The sequence below is a fragment of the Tenacibaculum sp. 190524A05c genome (assembly GCF_964036595.1).
In the GTDB taxonomy this organism is placed as follows: domain Bacteria; phylum Bacteroidota; class Bacteroidia; order Flavobacteriales; family Flavobacteriaceae; genus Polaribacter; species Polaribacter platacis.
In genome coordinates, this window is record NZ_OZ038523.1 from 20,170 (window position 1) to 44,603 (window position 24,434).

The window sequence follows — 24,434 nt, forward strand, 5'->3', positions numbered from 1 at the left end:
TTAATATGTAAATTTTTTTAAGAGTTTGAATATGTCGTTTCTATTTCTTGTAATGCATTTTCAAATACTTCGATATTATCTAATCCTTTAGATACAATTAAACTTCCTTGAATTTTAATTAGAGTTTTTGTTGCTTCATTTTTAGCTTCAGTAGGAGCGAGGCCAAAACTTAATCCAAGTGTTTCAAAAGTTGAAATCCATTTTTGCATTCCAGTGTTTATTTCATTAGCGAAAAGTTCTAAACCAGATTGTAATGAAAGTGCACGGAAAATACATATTTCCTTTCCTCCATTGTATAACACTCTAATTTCGTTTAATCCTTTCTTCAGTCTTAAGCTTGGCGAATTTTCTTCATTTAGCAATTCAAAAAATACTTGTTCTTCAACCCAATTTTGAATATGATGTAAAACAGCATCTGCCATTTCCTTTTTTCCACTTGGAAATCTATGATATAAACTTGCTTTTTTTAACCCTGTAGCATCGGATAAATCTTTTAAGCTCGCTCCGTCATATCCTTTAGAACGGAATACTTGGCTTAATCCATCTAAAATTTCATTATCTAATACTTTTTGAGGTCTCATTGATTATTAATTTTACCAATCGGTCGGTAAATATAAATTTACATTACAAGAAAAACAATTTTTTTTAAAATTTAATCTAAAACAGTAATGGTCATTGGAATATCAACAATTGGCCAATCACTTCTTCCAGTTTTTACTTTTGAGATTTTTCGTACGGTTGAAAACCCTGAAATAACTTCACCAAAAACAGTGTAATCTCCATCCAAATGAGGAGCTCCACGTTTTGTACTGATAATATAAAAGTTAAATGGATTCGATTTTTTATAAGGATTATAATCTAATTGTCGAGCCAAGGCTAAAGAACCATAAACATGTTTTCTTTTGTCAGACATTTCTGCTGGAATACGATAATTTTTATACTTGTTTTTAATATCAGTAGATTCTTGTCCGTCTGATTCTCCTCCTTGAATGGCCATATCTCCAGCGATTCTATGAAAAACTGTCTTATCAAAATATCCTATTTTAGAAAGAAATACAAAGCTTGCTCTGTGTAAAGGAGTCTCATTGTATAAGCGCAACTTTATAGAGCCATATTTTGTTTTAATCACAACTTTAGTTTCTTTGTTTTGTTTACCATATTCAGTTAAAAATGCAGTAACGTTTTTGTGATTTAAACTATCCCAAGGTTTTTCCTTTGGTACCTCTTTAACTACTTTTGGTTTCACAGAATCTAGCTTTTTTTCAATAACTTTTTTCGGAGCGATTTTTTCTTCCTTTTCTGTTTCTTTTTTGCAAGAACTTGATGAGATGATAAAAATTATAGCTAAAGTAGCTCGTATGAATTTCATGAAATAGATGTATTTGGATACAAATATAGTTTATGAATCTATAAGAATCATTTATCAGTAATTTTTTATTAGCGTGAGTAATTTAGTACATTTGTGTGCGTATGGTAGAAAATGTAATATTAGTAGATGAGCAGGATAATGAAGTAGGATTCATGGAGAAAATTGAAGCTCATGAAAAAGCAGTTTTGCATAGAGCTTTCTCTGTTTTTGTATTTAATGACAATAATGAATTAATGCTTCAACAAAGAGCAAAAAGTAAATATCATTCTCCATTATTATGGACGAATACTTGTTGTTCTCACCAAAGAAAAGGAGAGTCAAATATTTCAGCTGGTAAAAGACGTTTACAAGAAGAAATGGGATTTGTTTGTGAATTAGAAGAAGTATTCTCTTTTATTTATAAAGCTCCATTTGATAACGGCTTAACCGAACATGAACTAGATCATGTTATGATTGGAAGATATAATGACGAACCAGTTATAAATCCGGACGAAGTAGAAAGCTTTCAATGGATGTCTTTAGAAGCTGTAAAAAATGATATTGCAGAGAATCCAGAAGAGTACACAGCTTGGTTTAAAATAATTTTCGATAAATCTTACGAAAAAATCGCTAACTTTAATAACAAAATTTAAATGCCTAGAGTTACAGTTCATAGAAGAGCGCATTTTAATGCGGCTCATAGATTGTATAGAAAAGATTGGTCTGATGAAAAAAACTTCGACGTATTTAGTAAATGTAGTAATCAGTACTTTCACGGTCATAATTACGAGTTAGTTGTTTCTTTAACTGGTGAAATAGATAAAGAAACAGGATATGTTTATGATTTAGGAAAATTAAAGCAAATTATTAAAGACGAGGTTGAAGAACCATTTGATCATAAAAATCTGAACTTAGAGGTAGAAGAATTTAAAACTTTGAACCCTACTGCTGAGAATATTTCAGTTGTTATTTATGATAGACTTCGTAAGATCATACCAAATAATTTAGATATTGAGATTACGTTGTATGAAACCCCGAGAAACTTTGTGACCTATTCTGGCGATTAAATGCAAAAACTAAATCAATTTTTAAAATTCACTCCCATCTTAAAAGAAAAGATTTGGGGAGGAGAAAAACTACGTAATTATTTAAATAAGAATTCCGATAAAAGTAATATTGGAGAAAGTTGGGAAGTATCCGACGTAGAAGGTGATACTTCTATTGTTTCCAACGGAAATTTGATGGGTAAAAACCTTAAAGAGCTTATTGCGACTTATAAAGGAGATTTAGTAGGAGATAAAGTTTTTAAAGATTTTGGGAACAAGTTTCCATTATTAATAAAGTTCATCGATGCCAAAGAGGCTTTAAGTATTCAATTGCATCCTAATGATGAATTGGCTCAAAAACGCCACAATTCTTTTGGTAAAACAGAGATGTGGTATGTAATGCAGTCTGATGATAAAGCAAATTTAATAGTAGGTTTTCAAAAGGATAGTAACCAAGAAGAGTATTTACATCATTTGGAAAATAAGTCTCTTTTAGAAATTTTAAATGTTGATGAGGTTAGTAAGGGAGATGTATATTTTATTCCAACAGGAAGAGTTCACGCAATTGGTGCTGGAGTATTATTAGCTGAAATACAACAAACTTCCGATATTACCTACCGAGTTTATGATTGGGATAGACAAGATTCAGAAGGTAATTATCGAGATCTTCATACTGATTTAGCTTTAGATGCTATAGATTATAAATCTCAACAGAGTTATACAACTGCTTACAGCAAGCAAGAAAATGTTGCTTCAGAAATTGTTTCGTGTCCATATTTTACAACAAATGTCTTACCTATTGAAGGAAGTTTTTCCGTAAATCATAATGATAAGGATAGCTTTGTGATTTACATGTGTGTTGAAGGTAAAGTTGAATTTTCAATGAATGGAGAAAATGAAACTATTGCAATGGGAGAAACAATATTAGTTCCAGCTTCTATTAAAGATTTTAAGCTGTCATCTTCAGTAAAATCAGAGCTTTTAGAGGTGTATATAAAGTAAAAAGCTCGAAGCTTTTTATTTCCCCGAGCTTTTTAACAAACAAACCAAATTAACTTACAAAAGAATCTATTCAAACTTAAAAAGTTTAGAATCAGTCACAAAACCAAGTCCATATTATAAATGTTAAAGTTTTACCTTTTTAACATTTATTCAAAGCTATTTTCAGAATATGTAAATATGTATCTTTGAGGTATTCTAATTGAAGTTTTATGAAGGTCATAGCGATGATTCCGGCACGATATAATGCCAGTAGATTTCCAGGAAAATTATTAAAAGATTTAGGAGGAAAATCAGTAATTGTAAGAACGTACGAAAGTGCTTTACAAACAAATTTGTTTGATGAAGTATATGTAGTAACGGATTCTGATGTGATTTTTAAGGAGATTGAGAAAGTAGGAGGAAAGGTAATAATGAGTAAAAAAGAACACGATTGTGGTTCTGATCGTATTGCCGAAGCGGTAGAGCAGATGGATGTTGATATCGTTATAAATGTTCAAGGAGATGAACCTTTTATCGATAAACTTTCATTAGAAAAACTTATCGAAGCTTTTAGACTAGATGCAAAGAGAGAAATTGATTTGGCATCTTTAAAAGTACAAATGAAAGCAAAAGAGGAAATTGAAAATCCAAATAATGTTAAAGTAATAACAGATGTTAATGATTTTGCAATTTATTTTTCGCGATCTGTTATTCCTTACCATAGAGATCAAAGTCTATCTGCTACGTATTTTAAACATAAAGGAGTTTATGCATTCCGTAAAGAAGCGTTGATGGATTTTTATAATACTCCTATGACTCCATTAGAGGCTGTTGAAAAAATAGAAGCGATTCGATATCTTGAAGTAGGGAAGAAAATTAAAATGATTGAAACGACTGTTGAATCAATTGGTATTGATACACCAGAAGATTTAGAGAAAGCATTAAAATTATTTGAGGATGATGTATAAAGATATTAAAGTTATAGCATTTGATGCTGATGATACATTGTGGGTGAATGAAACTTATTTTAGAGATGCTGAAAATGAGTTCGCAAAGCTGTTGAACGATTATGAGACGGAAAACAAAATTCATCAAGAATTATTTAAAAAAGAAATAGAGAATTTAAAACACTATGGTTATGGTGTTAAAGGCTTTATGCTTTCTATGATTGAATGCGCGTTAGAGTTGTCAAATAATCAACTAGACACCAATTTAATCAATAAGATAATTGAGATTGGTAAAGATATGTTGGAAAAACCGATTGAGTTATTGAATGGTGTAGAAGAGGTTTTACAGGCTTTACATGGAAAGTATAAGTTGATCGTTGCAACTAAAGGAGATCTTTTAGATCAGGAGCGAAAATTAGATAAGTCAGGGATTTTAAAGTATTTCCATCATTTGGAAGTAATGAGTGAGAAAAAAGTACCTGATTATAAAAAGTTAATTGGTCATCTCGATATTAACCCTTCTGAATTACTAATGATTGGTAACTCTTTAAAATCTGATGTTTTACCATTGTTAGAAATAGGTGCATCAGCGATTCATATTCCTTTTCATACCACTTGGGCGCATGAAATGGTTAGTGAGAAACAAGCTCAATCGAAAGATTTTAAAACATTATCAAATATTAAAGAAGTCTTAGCATACTTATAATGAAAAAGTACTTAGATATTGATTCCTGGAACAGGAAAGAGCTTTACGAACATTTTAGAACTCTTGCTGATCCAACATTTGCGATTACTGCTAATGTTGATGTAACAAAAGCTTATGAATTTGCTTCAAATCGAAAAGAATCATTTTTTGCAGTTTATCTTCATGGTTGTTTAAAAGCATTAAATTCAATCGAAAACTTTAAATATAGAATAGAGAATAATAAGATTGCTATTTACGATACTATACACGCATCAGCGACAATATTAAGAGAAGACAAAACGTTTGGTTTTTCTTTTATCGATTATTCGGAGGATTTAGAATCATTTAATGTTAGTTTCGAGTCAGAAAAACAAAGAATTTTAGAATCCTCTAATTTATTTCCGCCAAAGTATTCTTTAGGATGTATTCATTGTTCAGCAATTCCATGGATTCATTTTTCAGGTCATAAAGAGCCTGTTTCAGGAGATAAGAATAATAGTGTTCCTCAACTTGCCTTTGGAAAAATAAAGAAAGAAGAAAATCAAATAGTTATGCCAGTTGCAATAAATGTTAATCACGCCTTAGTTGATGGTTATCATATAGGTCAGTTTTTTGAAAATTTTCAGAACGAATTGGATAAAATGAATTAATTTTGCATAAAAATATAATTATGGCAAGTGTTAAAAACTTAAAGAAAGACATTAACTATACTTTAGGAGATATTATCGGAGAATGTAACGTGTGGGAATTAGATAATCCAGCTGCAGATACTTCAAAGTCTCAAGCAATTATTGATGAAGCTATTGCAACGTTCGATGAGTTAATTGCTAAAGTACATGTTAAAGATGTTGAGAACAGAAAAGCACATTTTAAGGCTATCAACGCCGAATTAGAGTCAAAAGCTAATGCTTTGGTAGATAAATTGAACGCTTTATAAAATGTAATATTTTTAGTATAAGAAGTCAGTTTTTTTAAGAAACTGACTTTTTTTTTGATATAACTTTAACAAATCGTATTAAACATTTTTGTATATTTAAATTCGAAATTTTAATTCCCTGTTATGCCTAGAGCCATGTTCGAGTACACCAAAGTGGTACTTCAAAAAGTTAGCTTTAATGCTGAATTGTTTTGTAAAGAACTAGAAAAGGCTGTAAACAGATTGTTGCCATACGAAGTTGAAGAACTAGTAATTTGGTTGAGAACGTTTACAGCAAATAAGCCAGAACTCTATATGTGTATGGCTGTTGTAGAAAATAAAAAATAACCAATTAAAAAATAAAGGAGCATTTTAATTAAAATGCTCCTTTATTTTTATTGTCTTCTGTTATTTCTAAAATTATTCATATTCTTTCTTCGCTTCTTCCATTTTTCCATTAAATTTCTATTGAATTCATGTTCAGCTATTTCTAAAAGCAGAATCTTTTTAGCGGGTAAAAAGCTTATCAGGTTATTATGAAAACCAATCTTATTGTCGTATTGAGCTTTTCTTATTTCTTGAAAAATAGCCAAGTACTTCTCAGCATCTTTATCACTAATACTCTCTATTCCTCCTGAGGCTTTTACCTTACGACGAATTTCATTTTTTTCTCTTTTTAAAAGATTAAACTTTTCTTTTTCGTACCTGTTGTAAAGTGGCCAAAACTTTTCGGCTTCATTCTCATTTAAGTTTAATTTTTCTGTAATAAAAGCAATTTTTAAAGCTTTTATTTTAGGGTTTCCAGGCCCACGTTGAGCAATAGCTTTATTTGCTATAAAACATAATGTAATTAAAAGTATTATTCTCTTCATTTGCTTCTAAATTTGCGAATTACTGCTTTCGCTATGTTTATTACTCTTCTTCAAATTCAATTAAAGTAGAGGTATCAATTGTATTAAAATATTCTTCTATAGTATCATCACTTACATTTACAGATAAATCTTCTTCTTCTGAAAAATCATCTGATGTAAATAACATTGCTAATTCATAAGAATTAGTTTCACCGTATCCATTCTCAAACCAATCATCTAGTTCTGCAATAGTAACTTCTCCTGGTTCTGTAGATGGAATAAATAAATAGGTAGCAATAAATAATAAAACAGAGGCAGCTGCTGCAACTGGAATATATTTACGAATTCTCTGACTTAAAGAAATGACTTTTACTTCTTGTTTAGATTCTTCTATTTGCTCTTCCTTTATTTTTCCTAAAATAGAATCTTCAAGTGAATTAAAATATCCTTCAGGAACTCCTCCAACATTAGTTTTCTTTGGTAAACTTATTTCAGAAATTCTTTCAATAAGATCATTCTCTAATTCGTTGAAGTAATTTGTTGGCATTGAAAATCCATTAGTATCAGGGAAGGTTTCAGTAGTTTTTTTACTGATGATATCTGATTCTAAAGCATCAAAATAGTTCTCAGGTGTAGTAAAACCATGCTGTTTACCAACCTTGTAGTTTAAAAACTCTATACTATTTTTTAATTCATTTTCCATCTCTATAGTGTAAGACTATCTTTTTATTAAAAGGTTTAATTATAAGTTTTTATAAATGATTCTATTTTTTTAACGGCATGAAAGTATGATGCTTTTAATGCTCCAACAGATGTTTCTAAAACTTCTGCTATTTCATTATACTTCATATCATCAAAATACTTCATGTTAAATACTAACTGTTGTTTCTGAGGAAGCGTTGCAATAGCTTTTTGGAGTATTATTTGAATTTCCTCTCCAGAAAACCAATCGTCGCTTTTTAAATTCGAAACAACTTGTTGTTTATAATCAGAAATATCTACATTTTGTTGTTTTGCTCTTTTGTTTAAGAACGTAATTGCTTCGTTTGTAGCAATACGATACATCCATGAATATAACTTACTATCACCTTTAAAATTGTCGATATTTTTAAAGATTTTAATAAAGGTGTTCTGTAAAACATCATCGGTATCGTCATGTACAATTACAATCTTTCTTATATGCCAATACAAACGTTCTTTATATTGGGTAATAAGATTACGAAATGCTGCTTCTTTCGTAGCAGTATTTTGCAATTGTAAAACAAGTGTAGTTTCTTCAGTCAAATGATTTGTTTTTCATTATGACTATAAATTTAAGAAAAGGTTTAATTAAAAATAAAATTAATTTCTTCTACTACAACCAAATAATCTATTTTGCTTAATAACTTCAGCAATTCCAGAAGGTAACATTTCTTCCCATCCTTCTTCACCTTCTTTAATCATTTTCAATACAGTTCTAGAGAAAATGTGAAGAATATCTTGGTCGAAATCCTGAATATCTACAACCCTTCCGTTGTTTTTAAAGAACTTATATAGTTCTTTCATTCTTGGATGTACCTTAAGATTTTCTGAGTTAATAAATTGATTTGATTCCTCTTCTTTATAAGGGTATAAGTATATTTTTAAATCTTTGTAGAATAACTTACCAAATGCTTCTAAAATTCCACCACTAATATGACGATAATATTTCTCGTCAAAAATTTGGATTAAATTATAAACTCCCATGGCAAGAGCCATTCTTTCTTTGGTGAATTCACTAAAGTACTCAACAAGTCTATAATACTCTTGGTAGTTGGTAATCATTACATTTTGACCAAGAGAACATAGTAATTCAGCTCTATCTAGGAAGTCACGTTCGTTAATTTCACCTTCAGCTCTTAAGTTACTTAAGGTAATTTCGAAAATGATTTGCGTTTTATCTGGATCAACTTTCTTTTCCTTGAAGAACATTTTCTTCGATTGCTCGTACATATCCATATTTACCTTCGTAACCGGTCTAAAACTACCACGAAGTGCTAATATGTTCTTTTTATATAATACTTGAGCAGGAAGTAAGTTGTTTCCATCAGGACCGAACATTACTGCATTTGTCATTTCGTTTTTAACAAGTTGTAAACTCATTAAACGGTTGTCAACATAAGTAAATCGAGGTCCAGAGAAATTGATCATATCAATTTCTAGTTTGTCTTTATCAATATTATCGTAGAATGATTTTAATAATTCTTTCGGATTGTCATTTAAATAAAATGCTCCGTAAATCAAGTTTACACCTAATACTCCTAAAGTTTCTTGTTGTAAGCGAGCTTCAGTTTCTTTAAATCGAAGGTGCAATACAATTTCATTATAATCTTCTAATGGATCTAATTGAAAACGGATTCCAACCCAACCGTGTCCTTTAAATTTTTTTGTGAAATTTATTGTAGCAACGGTATTCGCGTAACTAAAAAATAGTTTTTCAGGATGTTTTTGACGATCTAAACGATCTTCAATCAAATTCATCTCATGTTTCAACATTTTTTTAAGACGTTTTTCAGTTACATAACGTCTATCTGTTTCAATACCATAAATAGCATCAGAGAAATCCTTATCATAAGCACTCATTGCTTTTGCAATAGTTCCAGAAGCACCACCAGCTCTAAAGAAATTACGTACAGTTTCTTGTCCAGCTCCAATTTCGGCAAACGTTCCGTAGATGTTTGCATTTAGGTTAATTCTTAGCGCTTTATTTTTTGTAGTAGGCACACTACTAATTTTTTGATCTCCCTTTAAGGTAATTGCCATTATAGTTGTTTTTGTTTACGTAGAACAAATGTACAGAAAATAGCAAGTAATAGTCAATATTTATCTTATTTTTGTGAAAAGAATGAGTCAAAAAAAGCAATTAAAAATAACGTTTTTAGGAACCGCTACATCTACGGGTGTTCCAATGATTTCAAGTAAAAATCCTGTTCGATATTCTGAAGATAAAAGAGACAAGAGATTAAGAGCTTCGGTTGTAATTTCTTGGGACGATAATAATTATGTAATTGATTGTGGTCCAGATTTTAGACAGCAAATGTTAAGAGCTAATATAGAATCGATTAAAGCGATACTTTTTACTCATGAACATGCAGACCATATTGCAGGATTTGATGAAATAAGACCTTATTATTATCAGATGGGACCAGTGCCTATTTATTCTGATGAACGTGTATTAAGAGCTTTAGAGAGACGATATGAGTATATTTTTACCACAGAAAATAGATATCCATCTGCTCCAGCTGTTGATCCTACAGTTATAAGTCATAATGATGTATTAACTTTTGATGGAGTAGAAGTAACGCCTATTAAAGTAATGCACGGAGATTTACCGATTTTGGGATATCGTTTTGGAGATGTTGCTTATCTTACTGATGTAAAATATATTCCAGAAGAAGAAAAAGAAAAATTAAAAGGATTAGATGTTTTAATTACTACTGCTTTACGCAAAGAATCTCATAAAACCCATGCTAATCTTGAAGAAGCCTTAGAACTAGTAAATGAGTTGAAACCTAAAAGAGCATATTTCACACATATTAGTGAATTGTTAGGGTTTCATGCTGAGATTGAAAAAGACTTACCAGAAAATGTCTTTCTAGCTTATGATGAGTTGGAAGTGATTAGTGAGAAATAAATATCAAACTTCAGAAGAAACTAGTTTAGTTTTAGAAATTGAATCGTGACCTTCTTGACCAAATAAATAAGATGCCGTATCGAACGGATTTAGCCTTAGAAGTGTTCTCCAAAATATTTTCTTGAAACTTGGTTTTTCATTTAAATAGTTTACAACTTTAGTTTTGGTAACAATTTTACCTATAGTTTGACCTTGAGTTACAGATTCAAGAATCAAATAATATAAAAAGTAAATAAGTATAAATAGAAGTTCTGAATTATTATATGTGATTGTAACAACAATGATATAAATAACAAGAATTATAAAGTAATCTATTGTAAAATTTACAATTCTAGTGCCTTTAGTTACGTCTTTCATAGTGGCAGTAAAATTAAATAAACTCCACGGAATAATAACTAAAAAAAGCTACCAGAAAACTGATAGCTTTAAAATATATTAAGTTTTTTATCTTAATTATCCTCTAAAGAGAAATTGATAGGAAATCCATATTTTACTGAAACTTCTTCGCCGTTGTTTGTAGCTGGTTTAAACTTAGGTAAGTTTGATACCACGCGAATAGCTTCATCCTTCAATAATTTTCCTCCTTTTGGTCCTAATGCTTTAATATTAGTTACGTTTCCATCTTTATCGATTATAAAACGAACCCAAACTTCACCTTCAATTTTGTTTACTAAAGCTTCATCCGGATATTGGAAGTATTCTTGAATGTGTTTCATCATTTCACTGTTAAAACAGTTAAATTGATCGTCTCCACTATTACAATCAGGGAAAGCAGGAATATTATCAACAGTATTAAATTTCAATGCACTTCTAACTTCTTCTTTAGATAATCTGTTAGTTAATGCCGCTAAATTAGTTTTGAATTTTGCTGCTTTAGATACACTAGAAAGTCCAGAACCACTTAGGTTTGTTGCATTAGAAGCTACTTCTTTATTTCTTCTTTTCAAAAATCTTTTGTTAGAAGCAGAAACTCTTACAGCAATTTGTCTAGATTTCTTGTTATTCTTTTTATCAACTTCTTTAATTGTACACTTTGTTATACTATTTAAGTCTTCAACTACGTCACTTTTAGTTTCGCATGTTTCTTTTTGAGCAAAACCAATTGTAGAGAAACTTAATATAAGAATGTATAGTAGTTTTTTCATTGGGTCTAGTTTTACATTTAGATTCTTACATCAACTTTTATCAATATATTAAATTTAATCGATAAAAAAAGATTTCCTTACAAAAAAACGACAATTAATTGATAATATTTTAAAATATCGATTATTGGTTCATTTTTAACTTTTATTGGTACTATTTAAAAGATTATTTGCGGCGTTAAAAGGTGTGGTTTTTCCTGCTTCAAGATTTTTAATTTCTCTTTTCAGTAAATCTTTGATTACTGGATCGTTATAGAATCTGTTTTTTAACTGATCATTGATTGTAGAAAATAACCAGTGTTTATTTTGATCGTTTCTTCTTTTCTGAAAATAACCAGATTCAGTAGTAGTTTGAATATAGTTAGAAATCATTTTATAAATGTCATCAATTCCAGAGTTATGAAGTGCACTTGCAACCATAACTTTCGGTTGCCATCCGTTATCTTTTGGTGGATATAAATGTAACGCTCTGTTGAATTCAACTTTCGCGATTTTAGCATTTTTCACATTATCGCCATCTGCTTTATTGATAACTATTGAATCGGCCATTTCAATAATTCCTCTTTTGATTCCTTGAAGTTCATCTCCAGCTCCAGAAAGTTTTAGTAGTAAGAAAAAATCGACCATTGCATGAACGGCTGTTTCACTTTGACCAACACCAACTGTTTCCACTATAATCGTATCAAATCCTGCGGCTTCACAAAGTAAAATACTTTCTTTTGTTTTTTGTGCAACTCCGCCTAATGAAGTTCCAGAAGGAGAAGGTCGAATAAATGCATTTTTATCCGTAACCAATTGTTCCATACGAGTTTTATCACCCAAAATACTCCCACGATTTATGGAGCTACTTGGATCAACGGCAAGAACAGCGACTTTTTTACCTAATCCAGTTAAGTGTTTTCCAAAAGCTTCTATAAATGTACTTTTTCCAACTCCAGGAACTCCTGTAATACCAATGCGTATAGATTTATTTGCATAGGGAATACAAGCATTCAAAATTTCATTTGCCTTTTCTTGATGCTTCGGGTTTGTACTTTCAATTAAAGTAATAGCTCTACTTAAAAAAGTAATATCCCCTGCTAAGATTTTTTCTATAAAAGTTGAGGTTGGCGCTTGTTTTCTTCTGCTCAATTTAATTTTGTTGGCAGAAGATTTACTTGTAGTTTCAGGTTGTGAAACTCCTTCTTTTTCGGATAAGTTTGATTTAGAATCCTTTGTCATTAATTACACTAGTAAAAAAGGTATTTGTAAATTTAAAGATAAAAAAGTTGATAAAATGCAACGCTAAGAAAAAACTATCGTCTTTAAGACAAGAAATCAATAAATGAGATCAACTAAGCAATTACATCATAAGCTCATAAAAGAGTGTAAGAACCAAAATGCAAAAGCTCAATTGCAGTTATATAAAACCTATGCGAAGGGTATGCTTTTGGTGGCAAACAGATATATGAAGGACATTCATTTGGCAGAGGATGTAATGCAGGACGCTTTTATTAAGGCATTTAAAAATATAGAGAGTTATAAAGAAGAAGTTTCATTTGGAGCCTGGTTAAAGAGAATTGTAATTAATCAAAGTATTGATGAATTAAAGAAAAACAAACTAGCAATGGTTTCTATAAATGAAGAAGTATTAAATGTTGTTGATGATGGAAATTGGGAAGTTGATGATGAGGTTACCTCAGAAATGGTAATCAATACAATTAATCAATTGAAAGATAAGTACAGATTAGTGTTGACATTGTATTTGATAGAAGGATATGACCATAGTGAAATATCTCAAATATTAGGAATAACAGAGGTTACCTCTAGAACTCACCTTATGAGAGGGAAGAAATTAGTTAAAGAACAATTAAAAATTAAGAATCATGCCGAGGGATATTAGAAATTTAGCAAAAGATTTTCAACCTAAATCAGTTGAGTTATCTGATAATCATGAAGAGAAATTCTTGAAGAAACTTCAAGAAGAAATGCCAAGAAAAAAGAAATCCTACAGATGGATTTATGCGGCAGCATCTGTAATTCTTTTATTAGGGTTTGGAATTAAGTTTTATCCAGATATTAATTCAGGAGATCCAGATCCAAAGAAAACGACAACAGAGCAAGTTGTGAATTTGGGAGATATTTCTCCAGAAATGCAAAAAATAGAAAATTACTACTTAACTGCTATCAACTACGAAATAGCAAGTTTAGAAGTTACTCCAGAAAATAAGGCCTTATTAGATGAGTATTTTGAGAAGATCAGTAAGTTGGATGCAGATTACAAACGTTTAAACCAAAAGTTAAAAAAAGAAGGTGTAAACAACGATACAATTAATGCATTAATTACCAATCTTCAATTACGATTACAATTATTAATTCAGTTAAAAGATCAAGTGAATGATCTTCAATCTAAAAAGAATAAAAATGAGAGTATTACCATATAAATTAATGTTACTTTCTGTCTTTTCGTTAGTACAATTATGTGCTCAAAAGAAAGACTTTAAAGAGGAGTTTAAAGTAAACTCAGATGTTGTTATCGATATCAATACAAGACATTCAGATATCGAAATAGAAACCTGGAATAAAGATAAAGTTGTTATTGAGGCATTTATGGTTGTTGAAGGAGAAGAAGTAACCGAAGAAATGCGAGATAAGTTTTATAAAAAATGGGATTTTGATGCTTTTGGAAACAGCTCGAAAATAACGGTAAAATCAAGAACGAATTCTTTTATAGATTTCAATTCTTTTAATTTCGATGCTCCGAATTATGAGTTTTATATTGGAGATTTAGAAGATTTCTCTTTAGGAAGTTTAGATATTTTAGATTCAATAGACTTTATTGCTCCTGATGATATAATTATGATTCCTGATGTTCAATTACCACCAATGCCACCACTTCCAGATTTACCTCCGCTTCCGAGTGAGTTTGATTTCGAAGCGTATAAAAAAGATAAATCTTATTTAGAACGTTGGAAGGAAGAGAATAAAGGTATGATTGGAAAGAATGCTAAAGTAACTGTTGGTAATAGTTCAATTTCAATTAAAAGTGATGATACCGATATTACAATGTTAAAAGAGGAGGAGAAATATAAAAAGGAGATTGAAAAGGCAAGAAGGCTATATGAAAAAGAAAGAGTTAAGGCAAAAGTTGCGTACAGAGAAGCAAAAAAGAAACTATTGAAGGAACAGAAGAAATTGAAAAAGAATAAAAGAGAAAAGTTAAAAGCATCTTTGAAAAAATATAACCAAGAAAGAAAAGAAATACGTGATTTACTAAAGAAAAGAAGTAAATTAAAGATTAAACGATTGATAAAAATTAAAGCACCAAAAAATGCTAAATTTAATATGGATGTTAAGTACGGAGCATTAAGTTTTGCGAAGTAAATATTCAAAAGTTAATTAAAATAAAAAACCACTATTGTTAGTGGTTTTTTTTTATTTAAACTTGTTACCTTTACCTCTCAAGAAAACCATTCTTAATAACAAAATTATACTAAGAATAATACAATGGAATTATACAAAGAAAATCAACTGAAAATATACAATTCGCTCTCAAAATCTAAAGAAGAGTTTAAGCCTGTAACCGAAGGAAGAGTGGGAATGTATGTTTGTGGTCCAACTGTATATAGCAATGTTCACTTAGGAAATCTTAGGACGTTCATGTCATTTGATATGGTTTTCAGATATCTTTTGCATTTAGGATATAAAGTGAGATATGTACGAAATATTACAGATGCAGGACATTTAGAAAGTGATGCAGAAGAAGGTGAAGATAAAATTGCAAAAAAGGCAAGATTAGAAGAAATTGAACCAATGGAAGTTGTACAACGTTATACAGTAGACTTTCATGAAGTTACTGCTAAATATAACTTTTTACCACCAAGTATTGAACCAACGGCAACTGGACATATAGTTGAGCAAATTGAAATGATTAAAGAAATCATGGATAAAGGTTTAGCTTATGAAGTAAATGGATCTGTATATTTTGATGTATTAAAATACAACGAAGAAGGAAACAATTATGGTGTTCTTTCAGGGAGAAATGTGGAAGATGCAATTCATAATACCAGAGCTCTTGATGGTCAATCAGAAAAGAAAAACCCTCAAGATTTTGCGTTGTGGAAAAGAGCAGACGAAAGACATATCATGCGTTGGCCATCACCATGGAGTGACGGTTTTCCAGGATGGCACTTAGAATGTTCTGTTATGAGTTCTAAATACTTAGGAGAACAAATTGATATTCATGGAGGAGGAATGGATTTAAAATTCCCTCATCATGAGTGTGAAATAGCTCAGTCTCATGCTTGTTCAGGTGTACAGCCTGTAAATTACTGGATGCACGCGAATATGTTATTGTTGAATGGACAAAAAATGTCTAAATCAACAGGAAATAGTATTTTACCAGATGAGATTTTATCTGGAGACAATACTATTCTAAGTAAAGCATTTGGAGCAGGTGTTGTAAGGTTTTTTGCAATGCAAGCGCACTATAGAAGTATTTTAGATTTTTCTAACGATGCTTTGTTAGCTTCTGAAAAAGGATACAATAAGTTAATGGAAGCTTTGAGTATTCTTAAGGAATTAAAAACAGCTAAAGAATCAAGTTTTGATGTTCAAGCATGGAAACAGAAATGTTACGATGCTATGAATGATGATTTTAATACGCCGATTTTAATTGCGAATTTATTTGAAGCGGTTAAATTTATTAATCAAGTAAAAGATAACAAAGGAACTGTTTCAGCAAGTGACGCCGAGTTATTAAGTGCAACATTGAATTCTTTTGTATACAATATATTAGGATTGGTTAACGATTCAAAAGAACAAAGCTCTGATAAATTAGGAGGCGTTGTTGAGTTGTTAATTAAATTGAGAAAAGAAGCAAGAGATAATAAAGATTGGGCTTTATCGGATCAAATTCGTGATGAGCTTGCAGCTTTAGGAATTCAATTAAAGGACGGAAGAGAAGGAACTACATTTTCAGTAAACTAAGATGTTAAAAAAGATTCTTGCATTTCCGTTCATAATGTTGATTCGTTTTTATCAAACGGCTATATCACCATTCACACCAGCAACATGTAGATATAATCCTACATGTTCGGCATATTCCTTAGAAGCAATAAAGCGACACGGAATATTTTATGGAGGTTGGTTAGCTGTAAAACGAATTTTCAGTTGTCATCCTTGGGGTGGAAGTGGATATGATCCAGTACCAGAAAAGAAACAAAAAACTAAACTTTAATACTACATGAATTTTATAGCAATTACTTGGGATTGGGATCCTGAAATTTTTAATATCGGCGGATTTAGTATTCGTTGGTATAGCTTAATGTTTATCATTGCTTTTGTTTTAGGATTGCAGCTCATGAAGAAAATTTATACAGAGGATAATATCTCTCACGAGAAAATGGATCCTTTGTTTATGTACACCTTTGTTTCTATGTTAATAGGTATGCGTTTGGGTGAAGTTTTCTTTTACAGTTGGGCTGATTACCAAGATAACTTATTGCAGATTATTTTACCTTTTAGAAAACAAGAAGGAGCAGAGATGTTATTTGGTTTAGTTAAAGGTTGGAAATTTACTGGAATTTCTGGTTTCGCTAGTCATGGTGCAGCTATCGCAATTCCAATTGCATTATATTTTTATGCAAAAAAGCATTTACAAAAATCATGGTTATTCATTTTAGATAGAATGGGAATTATGGTTGCTTTGGCTGGTTTCTTTATTAGAATGGGTAATTTCTTTAATTCAGAAATCTATGGTAAGCAAACAGGTTCAAGTTTTGGAGTTATTTTCAAAAGAGCAGGAGAGAAGTATCCTTGTCACCCAACACAGATTTACGAAGCTTTTAGTTATTTAGCGTTATTCTTTATTCTATGGAGATTATACTGGAAAACAGATAAAAAGCAAAAAGAAGGGTATTTATTCGGAGTGTTTATGATAGCACTTTGGTCTCTACGTTTCTTAATTGAATTTATAAAACAACCTCAAGTAGTTGAGCGAGGAGAATGGGCGCTGAATACTGGACAATGGTTGAGTATTCCTTTAATTTCAATCGGAATTTGGTTGGTGTTAAGAAAAACAAAAACAGATAAAGTATAAATTAGAAAATAAAAAAAGGAGTAACAGAAATGTTGCTCCTTTTTTGTTTTAAATCCTTTTTAATATTCCTTTTAAAATTTCATCTTCTTCATCCAAAAGATAATCTTTAATGAAGATATCAGGAATTACACCTTCATGTTTTGTACTTCCATTTACACGTATCATTTTTCCTTTTGACATTTGAACTGTTATTCCAGTATTGGGAAGTTTAAAATAGAACACAGAGGCAATTAATGATGGAAATTCTGCTGTTTCTTCTCCTACAATAGTACCGAAATTATAATCTTGAATTTGAGCTGCAGTAACTGTGGCTTGAGAATGTGATTGTCTATTCACTAGAACGTACACTTTCCCTTTGAATCTATTGTTTATAGATTGAGGTTGAATTTTATCAAACTCATATGAATAACGTTCTCCATTTTTGTGATTAAATATAGATTGCCAATACTTACTCTTATTACTTTTTTTACCGCTTTCTTTCAATAATCTACTAGTTCTTAACTCAAAAGAACTATTCCAAGTAAAAGGTTGATTAGCAATATAAGAAACCAAATAATCGCTGAACACATTATCTCCTCCAGAATTATTTCTTAAGTCTATTATTAACGATTTTGAGGCTTTATTTTGAATTTCTTCGAATGAATTTTTAATAAATAATTTGAAGTTCTCTAAATCGCCATCAAAGCTTCCAGGATTCAAATAAGCAATAGTATTGTAGAATTTTAAAGCCATTTTAGCATTTAATAGTTCTGATCTCCTGTCCTCATATTCAGTCATAAGAGAGATTGCATTAAGTGAATGTTTTTTAGTTGCTCCTTTACACTTAATTTGAATTTCAAAATGATTGACTTGACCGAAAATCTGCCAGTAATAGCGAGGAAAACTATACATTTCTATTTTCACGTTTTTCATCATTTTTCGTTCTCCAGAAACTTGACGATAGATGCTATTTAATATTTCCTTAATAGATACTCCGTTTATACTAAAAATTTCATCTCCAATGTTAATTTTTGTATTGCTTGACCAGTTTTTACGAATTAATGCTTTGTCACCTTCAAAAGCTAGTTCTAAAGGAAAGATAGTGGCTTTATCCGAAGAAGCATACTTCATATATTCAGCACCTGGGAAATTTATACATGTATGTCCATTATTAACTAAAACAGGCAATTGTTGAAGTGTATTTGTAGCTTCTAGAATACTTAATGAATCTTTTATAATTTGATTTTTAATCTTGGTAAACCCTTTTTCAAAAGCAGTTTTGGAAACAGATTCATAAATGTCATATTGTGCTTCGAGTAAAGCTGTTTTTAAATAAGATAAATCTTCTAGAATTTGATTCTTTGTGAATTTTGTTTGTCCTTTAAGTTGCATGGAATACACTAAAAATAGGACGAAGTAAATTTTAATTTTCATGTACTTGTAATATCGTTTATGGCTGCAAAATTAAGAGTCAAAACTATGCTAGTCGTCCGAATGCTTCCATTAAGACTCATTTTTTACTTTTTTAAGGTATTGACTAGGAGTGAGTTCTGTGTTTTTCTTGAAAGCACTATTAAAAGTAGACTTTGAATTAAATCCTGCTTCGAAAGCTAAACCTAATAGAGATAGTTTTTCTAGATTTGAAGTTTTTACAAGTTTTTGAAATTCTTGAACTCTGTAAGAATTTATAAGGTCATAGAAATTTTTACCACAGTTTTGGTTGATTTTTAAAGAAACTGTTTTAGGTTTCATCTCTAAGAGTTCTGCAAGCTTATTTAAATTGATATCGGAATTTAAATAGGGTTTTTCCAAAAGCATGACTTGATTCAGTTTGTCAAGAAATTCAAGATCTTTTGATGGAGATGAATCTTCTTTTTCAATATTAGAAATTTCAGGAATGAGTAATTCAGGGTTTACTTTATTTAAATAGCCTTTGAATCCTATCCAAGTACAGGTAATAGCGAGAATAACAAAGTTCGGTAAGAAGTAATATTCTCTCAAATTTCGATCAAATACAAATCGATCAACTTCTGTAAGTATATTCCAAAGAATAGGATAAAATCCAAAAATTATAATCGGGATTTTTAACCAGTGGTGAGCTTTATCTTCAATTTTAGAAAAATATTGTTTTAACTGTAATTCATACTTGAATAAAAGTCTAATTGAAATAATACTATACACTAATATTGAGATAATTCCAATCCATTGTTGAGTAAGATATACGTATGTAATATTAGGAATCGGATCTACGTATAATGCATCCGCTCCGTTTCTATATAAGGCAGTTCTGTAAAAGATAAACTCTATCAGTAAAGGAATAAAATGAATACTATTTTTCTTGGTGAATTTAAAAGATGGTTTGGTTATACTTAAGGTGTAAAAGTATAAAGCGGGCCCCATACCATAAAGCATTTCCAGTTGAACATACCTGAAAATATGCATTAAGTTAAAGTCTTTTAACACATTAACTAATACAATATTTATGGCCATTATGGCATAAAAGAAAATAAGTAATGCTAAGAATTTATTAGCAAGTATTTTAGGTTGTTTTTTTAATATTAGAATACTCAAAATGATTGCTTGAAAAGCAAAAACACAGATTATAGTAAACAAAATTGAGTTTGAAGTGATCATCTTAATGTTTCTAATAGTTGAGTTGGTTTGTGGAACTCAAAGTCTAAAGTATATAATAAGAATGATTTTTTAAACACTTTAAGTAAAAGAAAAGGAGTGATGCTTCAATCATCACTCCCTGCAGAATCGATATAACTCGAAACTTGAATAAAACTATTTTTTAAAACTTATAGTTCTGTATTATAACTATCTACTAAGCTTACAACTTTTAGCTCCTTTTTAAACGCTTCTATTGATGATATATTTCCTTTCTTCACACGAATTGTTTTTTCCGAGTTAGGTAACATATTGAAATAATTATCTGAGAAATTTTCGTCAAAATTACCCGAAGCAAATACACCAATAGCTAGTTTTTTCGTTTGAAGAGAAACAATATATTCGGTTTCATTTTCACTTATATCGTAACTTAATTCAGGGTTAGGTAGTTCTAACTCTTTAAAATGTTTTAAGAAATGTTCATTAGAACAATTGGTTTCTTTATTTGTTGAAAACGATGCACTCAAGAAAACATCTTCGAATCCGTTTGAGTATTTCTTTAAATCTTCTTTTGAAATGAGTAAATAACTGGCAGATGAGTTTGCTGTAACTTCTATGTCTTTATTCCAAGTGTTAAGTTCTGTTCCATCAAAATTCAGAAGTTTCACTTTTAATTGTCCAGAGAAGTTTTTTAGATCATCCGTAGCAATATATATGGCAACGGAGTCAGAGCCTTTCTTATCATCAAAACTGATAATGGTTTTTTCAAACGCTTTTTTTACTCCGTAATGTAGCGCTTTCCATTTTCCGTAATAATCAATGCTCGACCAAGAGGCAACTGGCCAACAATCGTTAATTTGCCAATACAAAGATCCCATGCAACGATATCTGTTTTTACGATGAGCTTCAATTCCTGTTGTAATTCCATAGGCTTGTAATAAATGACTTACATACAAAAAGCTTTCAAAATCTTTAGGTTGTTTGTAATGACGAAGCATGTATTCTTTTATAGTACCATTTCCAATACTTGAACGTTGGTGAGATTTCATTACTTCAGAGAAAATATCATGATCTTCTGGAATTGTATATTTATTTACAGTGGCTAATTCAGGAAAAGATTGGAATCCAAATTCAGACATGAAACGTGGAATTTTTACATTGTAATTAGAGAATGGTTCCTTTCCCCACCAAACTCCCCAGTAATGAGCATCACCATCAGTATGAGATTCTGGTACTCCAAGTTCACTACTAGGAGATGAAGCCCAATATTTTCTGTCAGAATCATATTGTTCAACAACCTCAGGTAATACTTTATGGAAAATATCGGTATATGATTTCCATGTTGTATTTGCGGCTTTTTCAGATTGTTCTTTGGTAACTTTCTGTTTCCAGCCCCAGCGTTCCCAGGCAGATAATACTTCATTATTTCCACACCATAAAGCAATAGAAGTATGATTTCTTAATCGTTTTACGTTATCAATTGCCTCTTGTTTTACACTTTCTAAATATGCATCGTCTCCAGGATACATAGCACAGGCAAACATAAAATCTTGCCAAACTAATAATCCCATTTCATCACATAAATCATAAAATTCTTTGTTTTCATAAACTCCACCTCCCCAAACTCTAATCATATTCATGTTAGCATCTTTAGCAGAATTTAAAATATTCTGATAATTAGATGATTTTACTCTCGGTAAAAAGATGTCTTGAGGAATATAATTTGCTCCTTTCATAAAAGTAGGAATTCCATTGACAGTAAAATAAAAGGAAGAACCAATAGAGTCTTTTTCTCTTTTCAGTTCTATTGTTCTTAATCCAACTCGATTTACTTTAGAATCAGAATGATTTTTGTGTCGAGCTTTAACTTCTATGTTATATAAATATTGTTTACCCATACCGTTAGGCCACCATAGTTTAGGGTTTCGAATGCTAAACGGAATTGTAAATTTGTTTTGACCAGGCTTTAAATTGAACTCTTTAGATGTTACAATACTATCGTTTACGGAGATTTCAATGATACTTTTTTCAATTTCTTTATGACTATTAATTTCTACTGATGCTGAAAGAGAAGCAGAGTCTTTAGCAATTTGTTGTCTTATGAAAACATCATCAATTTTGAAGTTATCCCAACTTCTCAAAACAACAGGTCTCCATATTCCGGAAGTTACTAATCTTGGTCCCCAATCCCAACCAAAATGATAACCAGCTTTTCTTGAAAATACACTTACTTTTTTCTTGCCTTCAACTTTACCAATTTCAGCTAAATCATTATCGGAAACTTCAATTTGATAATCAATAGCATCATATTTTTCAATTCCTTTTGTAATTGGCGATTCTAGAACAACTTTTAAAGTATTATCCCCTTCTTTTAAAATTGATTTTGCGTCAACTTTATATCGACGGAACATATTGTCTGTTGTTAGGATTTCTTTATTATTCAAATAGATTTTTCCGTAGGTGTCTATTCCTTCGAATTCCATCTCAATTTGTTCTTTAGTAAGTAAATCTTTGGTGATGGTAAAGGTTGATTGGTAAATCCAGTTCGACTTATCTACCCACTGTACATCATGTTCATTTAATCTATAAAATGGATTTTCTATAACATTATTACTCAGTAAATCTGTATGAACAGTTCCTGGAACTTCGGCAGCTCTCCATACTGTGTCTTTTTCTTTTTTGAATGTCCAGTTTGAATTGATTTCCATTTCATTTACTATTGATTTTTTACATCCTATAATAGAAAAGACAATGAAGAATAGGAGGAAGTTATTGAATGACTTCATTATTTGGTTGTTTGTTGTTTTGGAGAAGTCAAGATAACAAAATATGAGTTTGCAATTTTTTACTATTCTAACATAAATTGAACATAAAATTACTTTGATAATAACCGAAAAAAACCTTATTCTAGATAGAATAAGGTTTTCATAGTATTTGTTGTACATATTAGTTATATGTCTTCCTCAGTTTTTTCCAATTATTATTTGCTTTGGAAATTAGTTTTTCGTCATTTTTTTCCTTCAACCATAATTGTTTTGCATCTAATTCAACATTATTTAAGAAGAGGTAATATTTATTGCTAATTACTAGGAATTTATTGGGGTCAACTCTAAACTTTGCTCCTGCATAAGTTCCGAAAGCGCAGTATCCACCATATTGAGGTAAATATTTTTTCGGATTACCATCAAAAGTGTTTTTTTGTGCTTCTGATGTAAAGTAGTACGTAACTCCTTCGTAAGTTGACTTGTAATTTTTACTACCTCTTTGTGCAAGATTTAAATCTAGGTATGATACCGGACTATATCCTTGAAGTGCAATATTGCTGTTGTCGATATTATTTGCTTTTTTATCTTGACCGTAAGTAGATAATGAAGTTAAAAACAAACAGGCTATTAATGTTAATTTGAAAATTTTCATGATATGTATATATTATTAATTTAATTTTTAAGAAATACTTGATTGTGGTTTATGTGCACTTACTACTAAAAGAACAGTTATTCCGTTTATCCAATAATAATAAGCGTCAATTCCTTGGAAAGAGAATAAAAATGGAACTATAACGAATAGTAATCCGACAATAAAGTCTACAGTTAAGTGTAATTTATAAGACAAAACTCTTAGAACACCTAAATGATGATCAGTTAATAATGTTAGAACGAAAGCGGCAATACCAGTTATAACTGAAATCCAAAGAGCTAACGAGTTGATTTTTCCTAATTCTAACAGAAAGGGTAATGCTATCAAGGCAATTGCCACAGGATAATCTAAAAAAGCATGAATTCTTTTAGTAACAAATTTCATAAGTAATCGGATTTAGTTTGCGTTGAAATATTCTTCTTTAATAACTTGACCTTGATCATTCCATTCTCTTTGAATGATTTCGTGCCAATAAATTTTAGAACCATCTTTCATATCAAAATCAAAAGTGAATTCTGAAGCAGAATTAGTTCCATCAACTATAGTTTTGTGATGTTTAATTCCATTTACATTTGATATTGCTCCTAGAAATCCTTCCATTTTTGCAACCATTTCTGTTTTTGAATTGGTAGTAGAATTTTCATAATCGGAAGTGTTTGCGTTAGTTGCAAAATACTTTTTTACTGCATTTACGATATCTCCTTGAGATACCATTGCGTCCATGTTTTTTACTTGATCTTTAATATTCATTTTATATACTTTTATTAAGTTATTATGTTGA

Annotated in this window: 30 protein-coding genes; 15 read left to right on the forward strand and 15 right to left on the reverse strand. The window is 30.5% G+C overall.

The window, feature by feature from the left end:
- Nucleotides 1-17 precede the first annotated feature (17 nt).
- Together ABNT61_RS00090 and ABNT61_RS00095 are read right to left on the reverse strand one after the other, a co-directional pair.
- Nucleotides 18-581, reverse strand: a complete 564-nt coding sequence (locus tag ABNT61_RS00090) for a TetR/AcrR family transcriptional regulator (RefSeq protein ID WP_348744347.1) — start codon at nucleotides 579-581, stop codon at nucleotides 18-20.
- Nucleotides 582-652: 71 nt separating this feature from the next.
- The gene (locus tag ABNT61_RS00095; RefSeq protein WP_348744348.1) at nucleotides 653-1,369 is read right to left on the reverse strand and encodes a peptidylprolyl isomerase; all 717 of its coding nucleotides are present in this window, start codon (nucleotides 1,367-1,369) and stop codon (nucleotides 653-655) included.
- 101 nt (nucleotides 1,370-1,470) lie between these two features.
- Here ABNT61_RS00095 and idi point away from each other — a divergent pair, with 101 nt between their 5' ends.
- From idi to ABNT61_RS00135, 8 genes are all read left to right on the forward strand, one after another.
- Nucleotides 1,471-2,001: an isopentenyl-diphosphate Delta-isomerase gene (idi, locus tag ABNT61_RS00100; RefSeq protein WP_348744349.1), complete on the forward strand. Its 531-nt coding sequence runs from the start codon at nucleotides 1,471-1,473 to the stop codon at nucleotides 1,999-2,001.
- Entirely contained in the window at nucleotides 2,002-2,415 is a 414-nt protein-coding gene (locus ABNT61_RS00105; RefSeq protein WP_348713908.1) for a 6-pyruvoyl trahydropterin synthase family protein, read from the forward strand.
- Nucleotides 2,416-3,396 (forward strand): type I phosphomannose isomerase catalytic subunit, encoded by a 981-nt coding sequence (locus ABNT61_RS00110; RefSeq protein WP_348744350.1) that lies wholly within the window; start codon nucleotides 2,416-2,418, stop codon nucleotides 3,394-3,396.
- 209 nt (nucleotides 3,397-3,605) lie between these two features.
- Nucleotides 3,606-4,343, forward strand: a complete 738-nt coding sequence (kdsB, locus tag ABNT61_RS00115) for a 3-deoxy-manno-octulosonate cytidylyltransferase (protein ID WP_348744351.1) — start codon at nucleotides 3,606-3,608, stop codon at nucleotides 4,341-4,343.
- Nucleotides 4,336-5,028 (forward strand): HAD family hydrolase, encoded by a 693-nt coding sequence (locus tag ABNT61_RS00120; RefSeq protein WP_348726216.1) that lies wholly within the window; start codon nucleotides 4,336-4,338, stop codon nucleotides 5,026-5,028. The genes kdsB and ABNT61_RS00120 overlap by 8 nt, the downstream gene beginning before the upstream one ends.
- Nucleotides 5,028-5,657, forward strand: a complete 630-nt coding sequence (locus ABNT61_RS00125) for a chloramphenicol acetyltransferase (protein ID WP_348744352.1) — start codon at nucleotides 5,028-5,030, stop codon at nucleotides 5,655-5,657. Before ABNT61_RS00120 ends, ABNT61_RS00125 begins: the two co-directional genes overlap by 1 nt.
- 20 nt (nucleotides 5,658-5,677) lie before the next feature.
- Nucleotides 5,678-5,944: a hypothetical protein gene (locus ABNT61_RS00130; RefSeq protein ID WP_348713916.1), complete on the forward strand. Its 267-nt coding sequence runs from the start codon at nucleotides 5,678-5,680 to the stop codon at nucleotides 5,942-5,944.
- 123 nt (nucleotides 5,945-6,067) lie between these two features.
- Nucleotides 6,068-6,271, forward strand: a complete 204-nt coding sequence (locus ABNT61_RS00135) for a hypothetical protein (RefSeq protein ID WP_348713918.1) — start codon at nucleotides 6,068-6,070, stop codon at nucleotides 6,269-6,271.
- A gap of 47 nt (nucleotides 6,272-6,318) precedes the next feature.
- On the opposite strand, the gene ABNT61_RS00140 is transcribed toward ABNT61_RS00135, so the two are convergent.
- Genes ABNT61_RS00140 through ABNT61_RS00155 form a run of 4 tightly spaced genes read right to left on the reverse strand, consistent with a single transcriptional unit; the run spans nucleotide 6,319 to nucleotide 9,555 of the window.
- Nucleotides 6,319-6,795, reverse strand: coding sequence for a hypothetical protein (locus tag ABNT61_RS00140; RefSeq protein ID WP_348726185.1), 477 nt, complete (start codon nucleotides 6,793-6,795; stop codon nucleotides 6,319-6,321).
- Nucleotides 6,796-6,835: 40 nt separating this feature from the next.
- Nucleotides 6,836-7,477 (reverse strand): hypothetical protein, encoded by a 642-nt coding sequence (locus tag ABNT61_RS00145; protein WP_348744353.1) that lies wholly within the window; start codon nucleotides 7,475-7,477, stop codon nucleotides 6,836-6,838.
- 35 nt (nucleotides 7,478-7,512) lie between these two features.
- On the reverse strand, nucleotides 7,513-8,058 hold the full coding sequence (locus tag ABNT61_RS00150; RefSeq protein WP_348713924.1) for an RNA polymerase sigma factor: 546 nt from the start codon (nucleotides 8,056-8,058) through the stop codon (nucleotides 7,513-7,515).
- Nucleotides 8,059-8,115: 57 nt separating this feature from the next.
- The gene (locus ABNT61_RS00155; protein WP_348726182.1) at nucleotides 8,116-9,555 is read right to left on the reverse strand and encodes a TonB-dependent receptor; all 1,440 of its coding nucleotides are present in this window, start codon (nucleotides 9,553-9,555) and stop codon (nucleotides 8,116-8,118) included.
- An 82-nt stretch (nucleotides 9,556-9,637) separates the two neighbouring features.
- On the opposite strand from ABNT61_RS00155, the gene ABNT61_RS00160 reads away from it, so the two are divergent.
- Nucleotides 9,638-10,426, forward strand: coding sequence for an MBL fold metallo-hydrolase (locus ABNT61_RS00160; RefSeq protein WP_348744354.1), 789 nt, complete (start codon nucleotides 9,638-9,640; stop codon nucleotides 10,424-10,426).
- 3 nt (nucleotides 10,427-10,429) lie between these two features.
- Here ABNT61_RS00160 and ABNT61_RS00165 read toward each other — a convergent pair whose 3' ends face one another.
- From ABNT61_RS00165 to meaB, 3 genes are all read right to left on the reverse strand, one after another.
- Nucleotides 10,430-10,783 carry an RDD family protein gene (locus tag ABNT61_RS00165; protein ID WP_348744355.1) on the reverse strand — a complete coding sequence of 118 codons (354 nt, stop codon included), beginning with the start codon at nucleotides 10,781-10,783 and terminating at the stop codon, nucleotides 10,430-10,432.
- A gap of 92 nt (nucleotides 10,784-10,875) precedes the next feature.
- Complete coding sequence (locus ABNT61_RS00170; protein ID WP_348713932.1) at nucleotides 10,876-11,571, reverse strand: energy transducer TonB; 696 nt, start codon at nucleotides 11,569-11,571, stop codon at nucleotides 10,876-10,878.
- 135 nt (nucleotides 11,572-11,706) lie between these two features.
- On the reverse strand, nucleotides 11,707-12,789 hold the full coding sequence (meaB, locus tag ABNT61_RS00175; protein WP_348744356.1) for a methylmalonyl Co-A mutase-associated GTPase MeaB: 1,083 nt from the start codon (nucleotides 12,787-12,789) through the stop codon (nucleotides 11,707-11,709).
- 103 nt (nucleotides 12,790-12,892) lie between these two features.
- Here meaB and ABNT61_RS00180 point away from each other — a divergent pair, with 103 nt between their 5' ends.
- From ABNT61_RS00180 to lgt, 6 genes are all read left to right on the forward strand, one after another.
- Nucleotides 12,893-13,450 (forward strand): sigma-70 family RNA polymerase sigma factor, encoded by a 558-nt coding sequence (locus tag ABNT61_RS00180; RefSeq protein WP_348726175.1) that lies wholly within the window; start codon nucleotides 12,893-12,895, stop codon nucleotides 13,448-13,450.
- On the forward strand, nucleotides 13,434-13,991 hold the full coding sequence (locus ABNT61_RS00185) for a hypothetical protein (RefSeq protein ID WP_348744357.1): 558 nt from the start codon (nucleotides 13,434-13,436) through the stop codon (nucleotides 13,989-13,991). Before ABNT61_RS00180 ends, ABNT61_RS00185 begins: the two co-directional genes overlap by 17 nt.
- On the forward strand, nucleotides 13,972-14,931 hold the full coding sequence (locus ABNT61_RS00190; protein ID WP_348744358.1) for a hypothetical protein: 960 nt from the start codon (nucleotides 13,972-13,974) through the stop codon (nucleotides 14,929-14,931). The genes ABNT61_RS00185 and ABNT61_RS00190 overlap by 20 nt, the downstream gene beginning before the upstream one ends.
- A gap of 123 nt (nucleotides 14,932-15,054) precedes the next feature.
- The gene (gene cysS / locus ABNT61_RS00195; RefSeq protein ID WP_348744359.1) at nucleotides 15,055-16,536 is read left to right on the forward strand and encodes a cysteine--tRNA ligase; all 1,482 of its coding nucleotides are present in this window, start codon (nucleotides 15,055-15,057) and stop codon (nucleotides 16,534-16,536) included.
- Nucleotide 16,537: 1 nt separating this feature from the next.
- Nucleotides 16,538-16,786: a membrane protein insertion efficiency factor YidD gene (yidD, locus tag ABNT61_RS00200; RefSeq protein WP_348713944.1), complete on the forward strand. Its 249-nt coding sequence runs from the start codon at nucleotides 16,538-16,540 to the stop codon at nucleotides 16,784-16,786.
- A 6-nt stretch (nucleotides 16,787-16,792) separates the two neighbouring features.
- The gene (gene lgt, locus ABNT61_RS00205) at nucleotides 16,793-17,647 is read left to right on the forward strand and encodes a prolipoprotein diacylglyceryl transferase (protein ID WP_348726168.1); all 855 of its coding nucleotides are present in this window, start codon (nucleotides 16,793-16,795) and stop codon (nucleotides 17,645-17,647) included.
- A 48-nt stretch (nucleotides 17,648-17,695) separates the two neighbouring features.
- Here the strand turns inward: lgt and ABNT61_RS00210 are convergent, their stop codons facing one another.
- The 6 genes from ABNT61_RS00210 to ABNT61_RS00235 form a co-directional block, all read right to left on the reverse strand.
- Nucleotides 17,696-19,060 carry a S41 family peptidase gene (locus tag ABNT61_RS00210; protein ID WP_348744360.1) on the reverse strand — a complete coding sequence of 455 codons (1,365 nt, stop codon included), beginning with the start codon at nucleotides 19,058-19,060 and terminating at the stop codon, nucleotides 17,696-17,698.
- Nucleotides 19,061-19,129: 69 nt separating this feature from the next.
- Complete coding sequence (locus tag ABNT61_RS00215; RefSeq protein ID WP_348744361.1) at nucleotides 19,130-20,197, reverse strand: helix-turn-helix domain-containing protein; 1,068 nt, start codon at nucleotides 20,195-20,197, stop codon at nucleotides 19,130-19,132.
- Between the two features lie 230 nt (nucleotides 20,198-20,427).
- Entirely contained in the window at nucleotides 20,428-23,022 is a 2,595-nt protein-coding gene (locus ABNT61_RS00220) for a beta-mannosidase (protein ID WP_348744362.1), read from the reverse strand.
- 160 nt (nucleotides 23,023-23,182) lie between these two features.
- Nucleotides 23,183-23,653 (reverse strand): YHS domain-containing (seleno)protein, encoded by a 471-nt coding sequence (locus ABNT61_RS00225; RefSeq protein ID WP_348713954.1) that lies wholly within the window; start codon nucleotides 23,651-23,653, stop codon nucleotides 23,183-23,185.
- Between the two features lie 27 nt (nucleotides 23,654-23,680).
- Entirely contained in the window at nucleotides 23,681-24,037 is a 357-nt protein-coding gene (locus ABNT61_RS00230; RefSeq protein ID WP_348744363.1) for a hypothetical protein, read from the reverse strand.
- 12 nt (nucleotides 24,038-24,049) lie between these two features.
- A complete protein-coding gene (locus ABNT61_RS00235; protein WP_348726157.1) occupies nucleotides 24,050-24,403 on the reverse strand; it encodes a hypothetical protein in 354 nt (117 codons plus the stop codon).
- Between the last annotated feature and the right edge of the window lie 31 nt (nucleotides 24,404-24,434).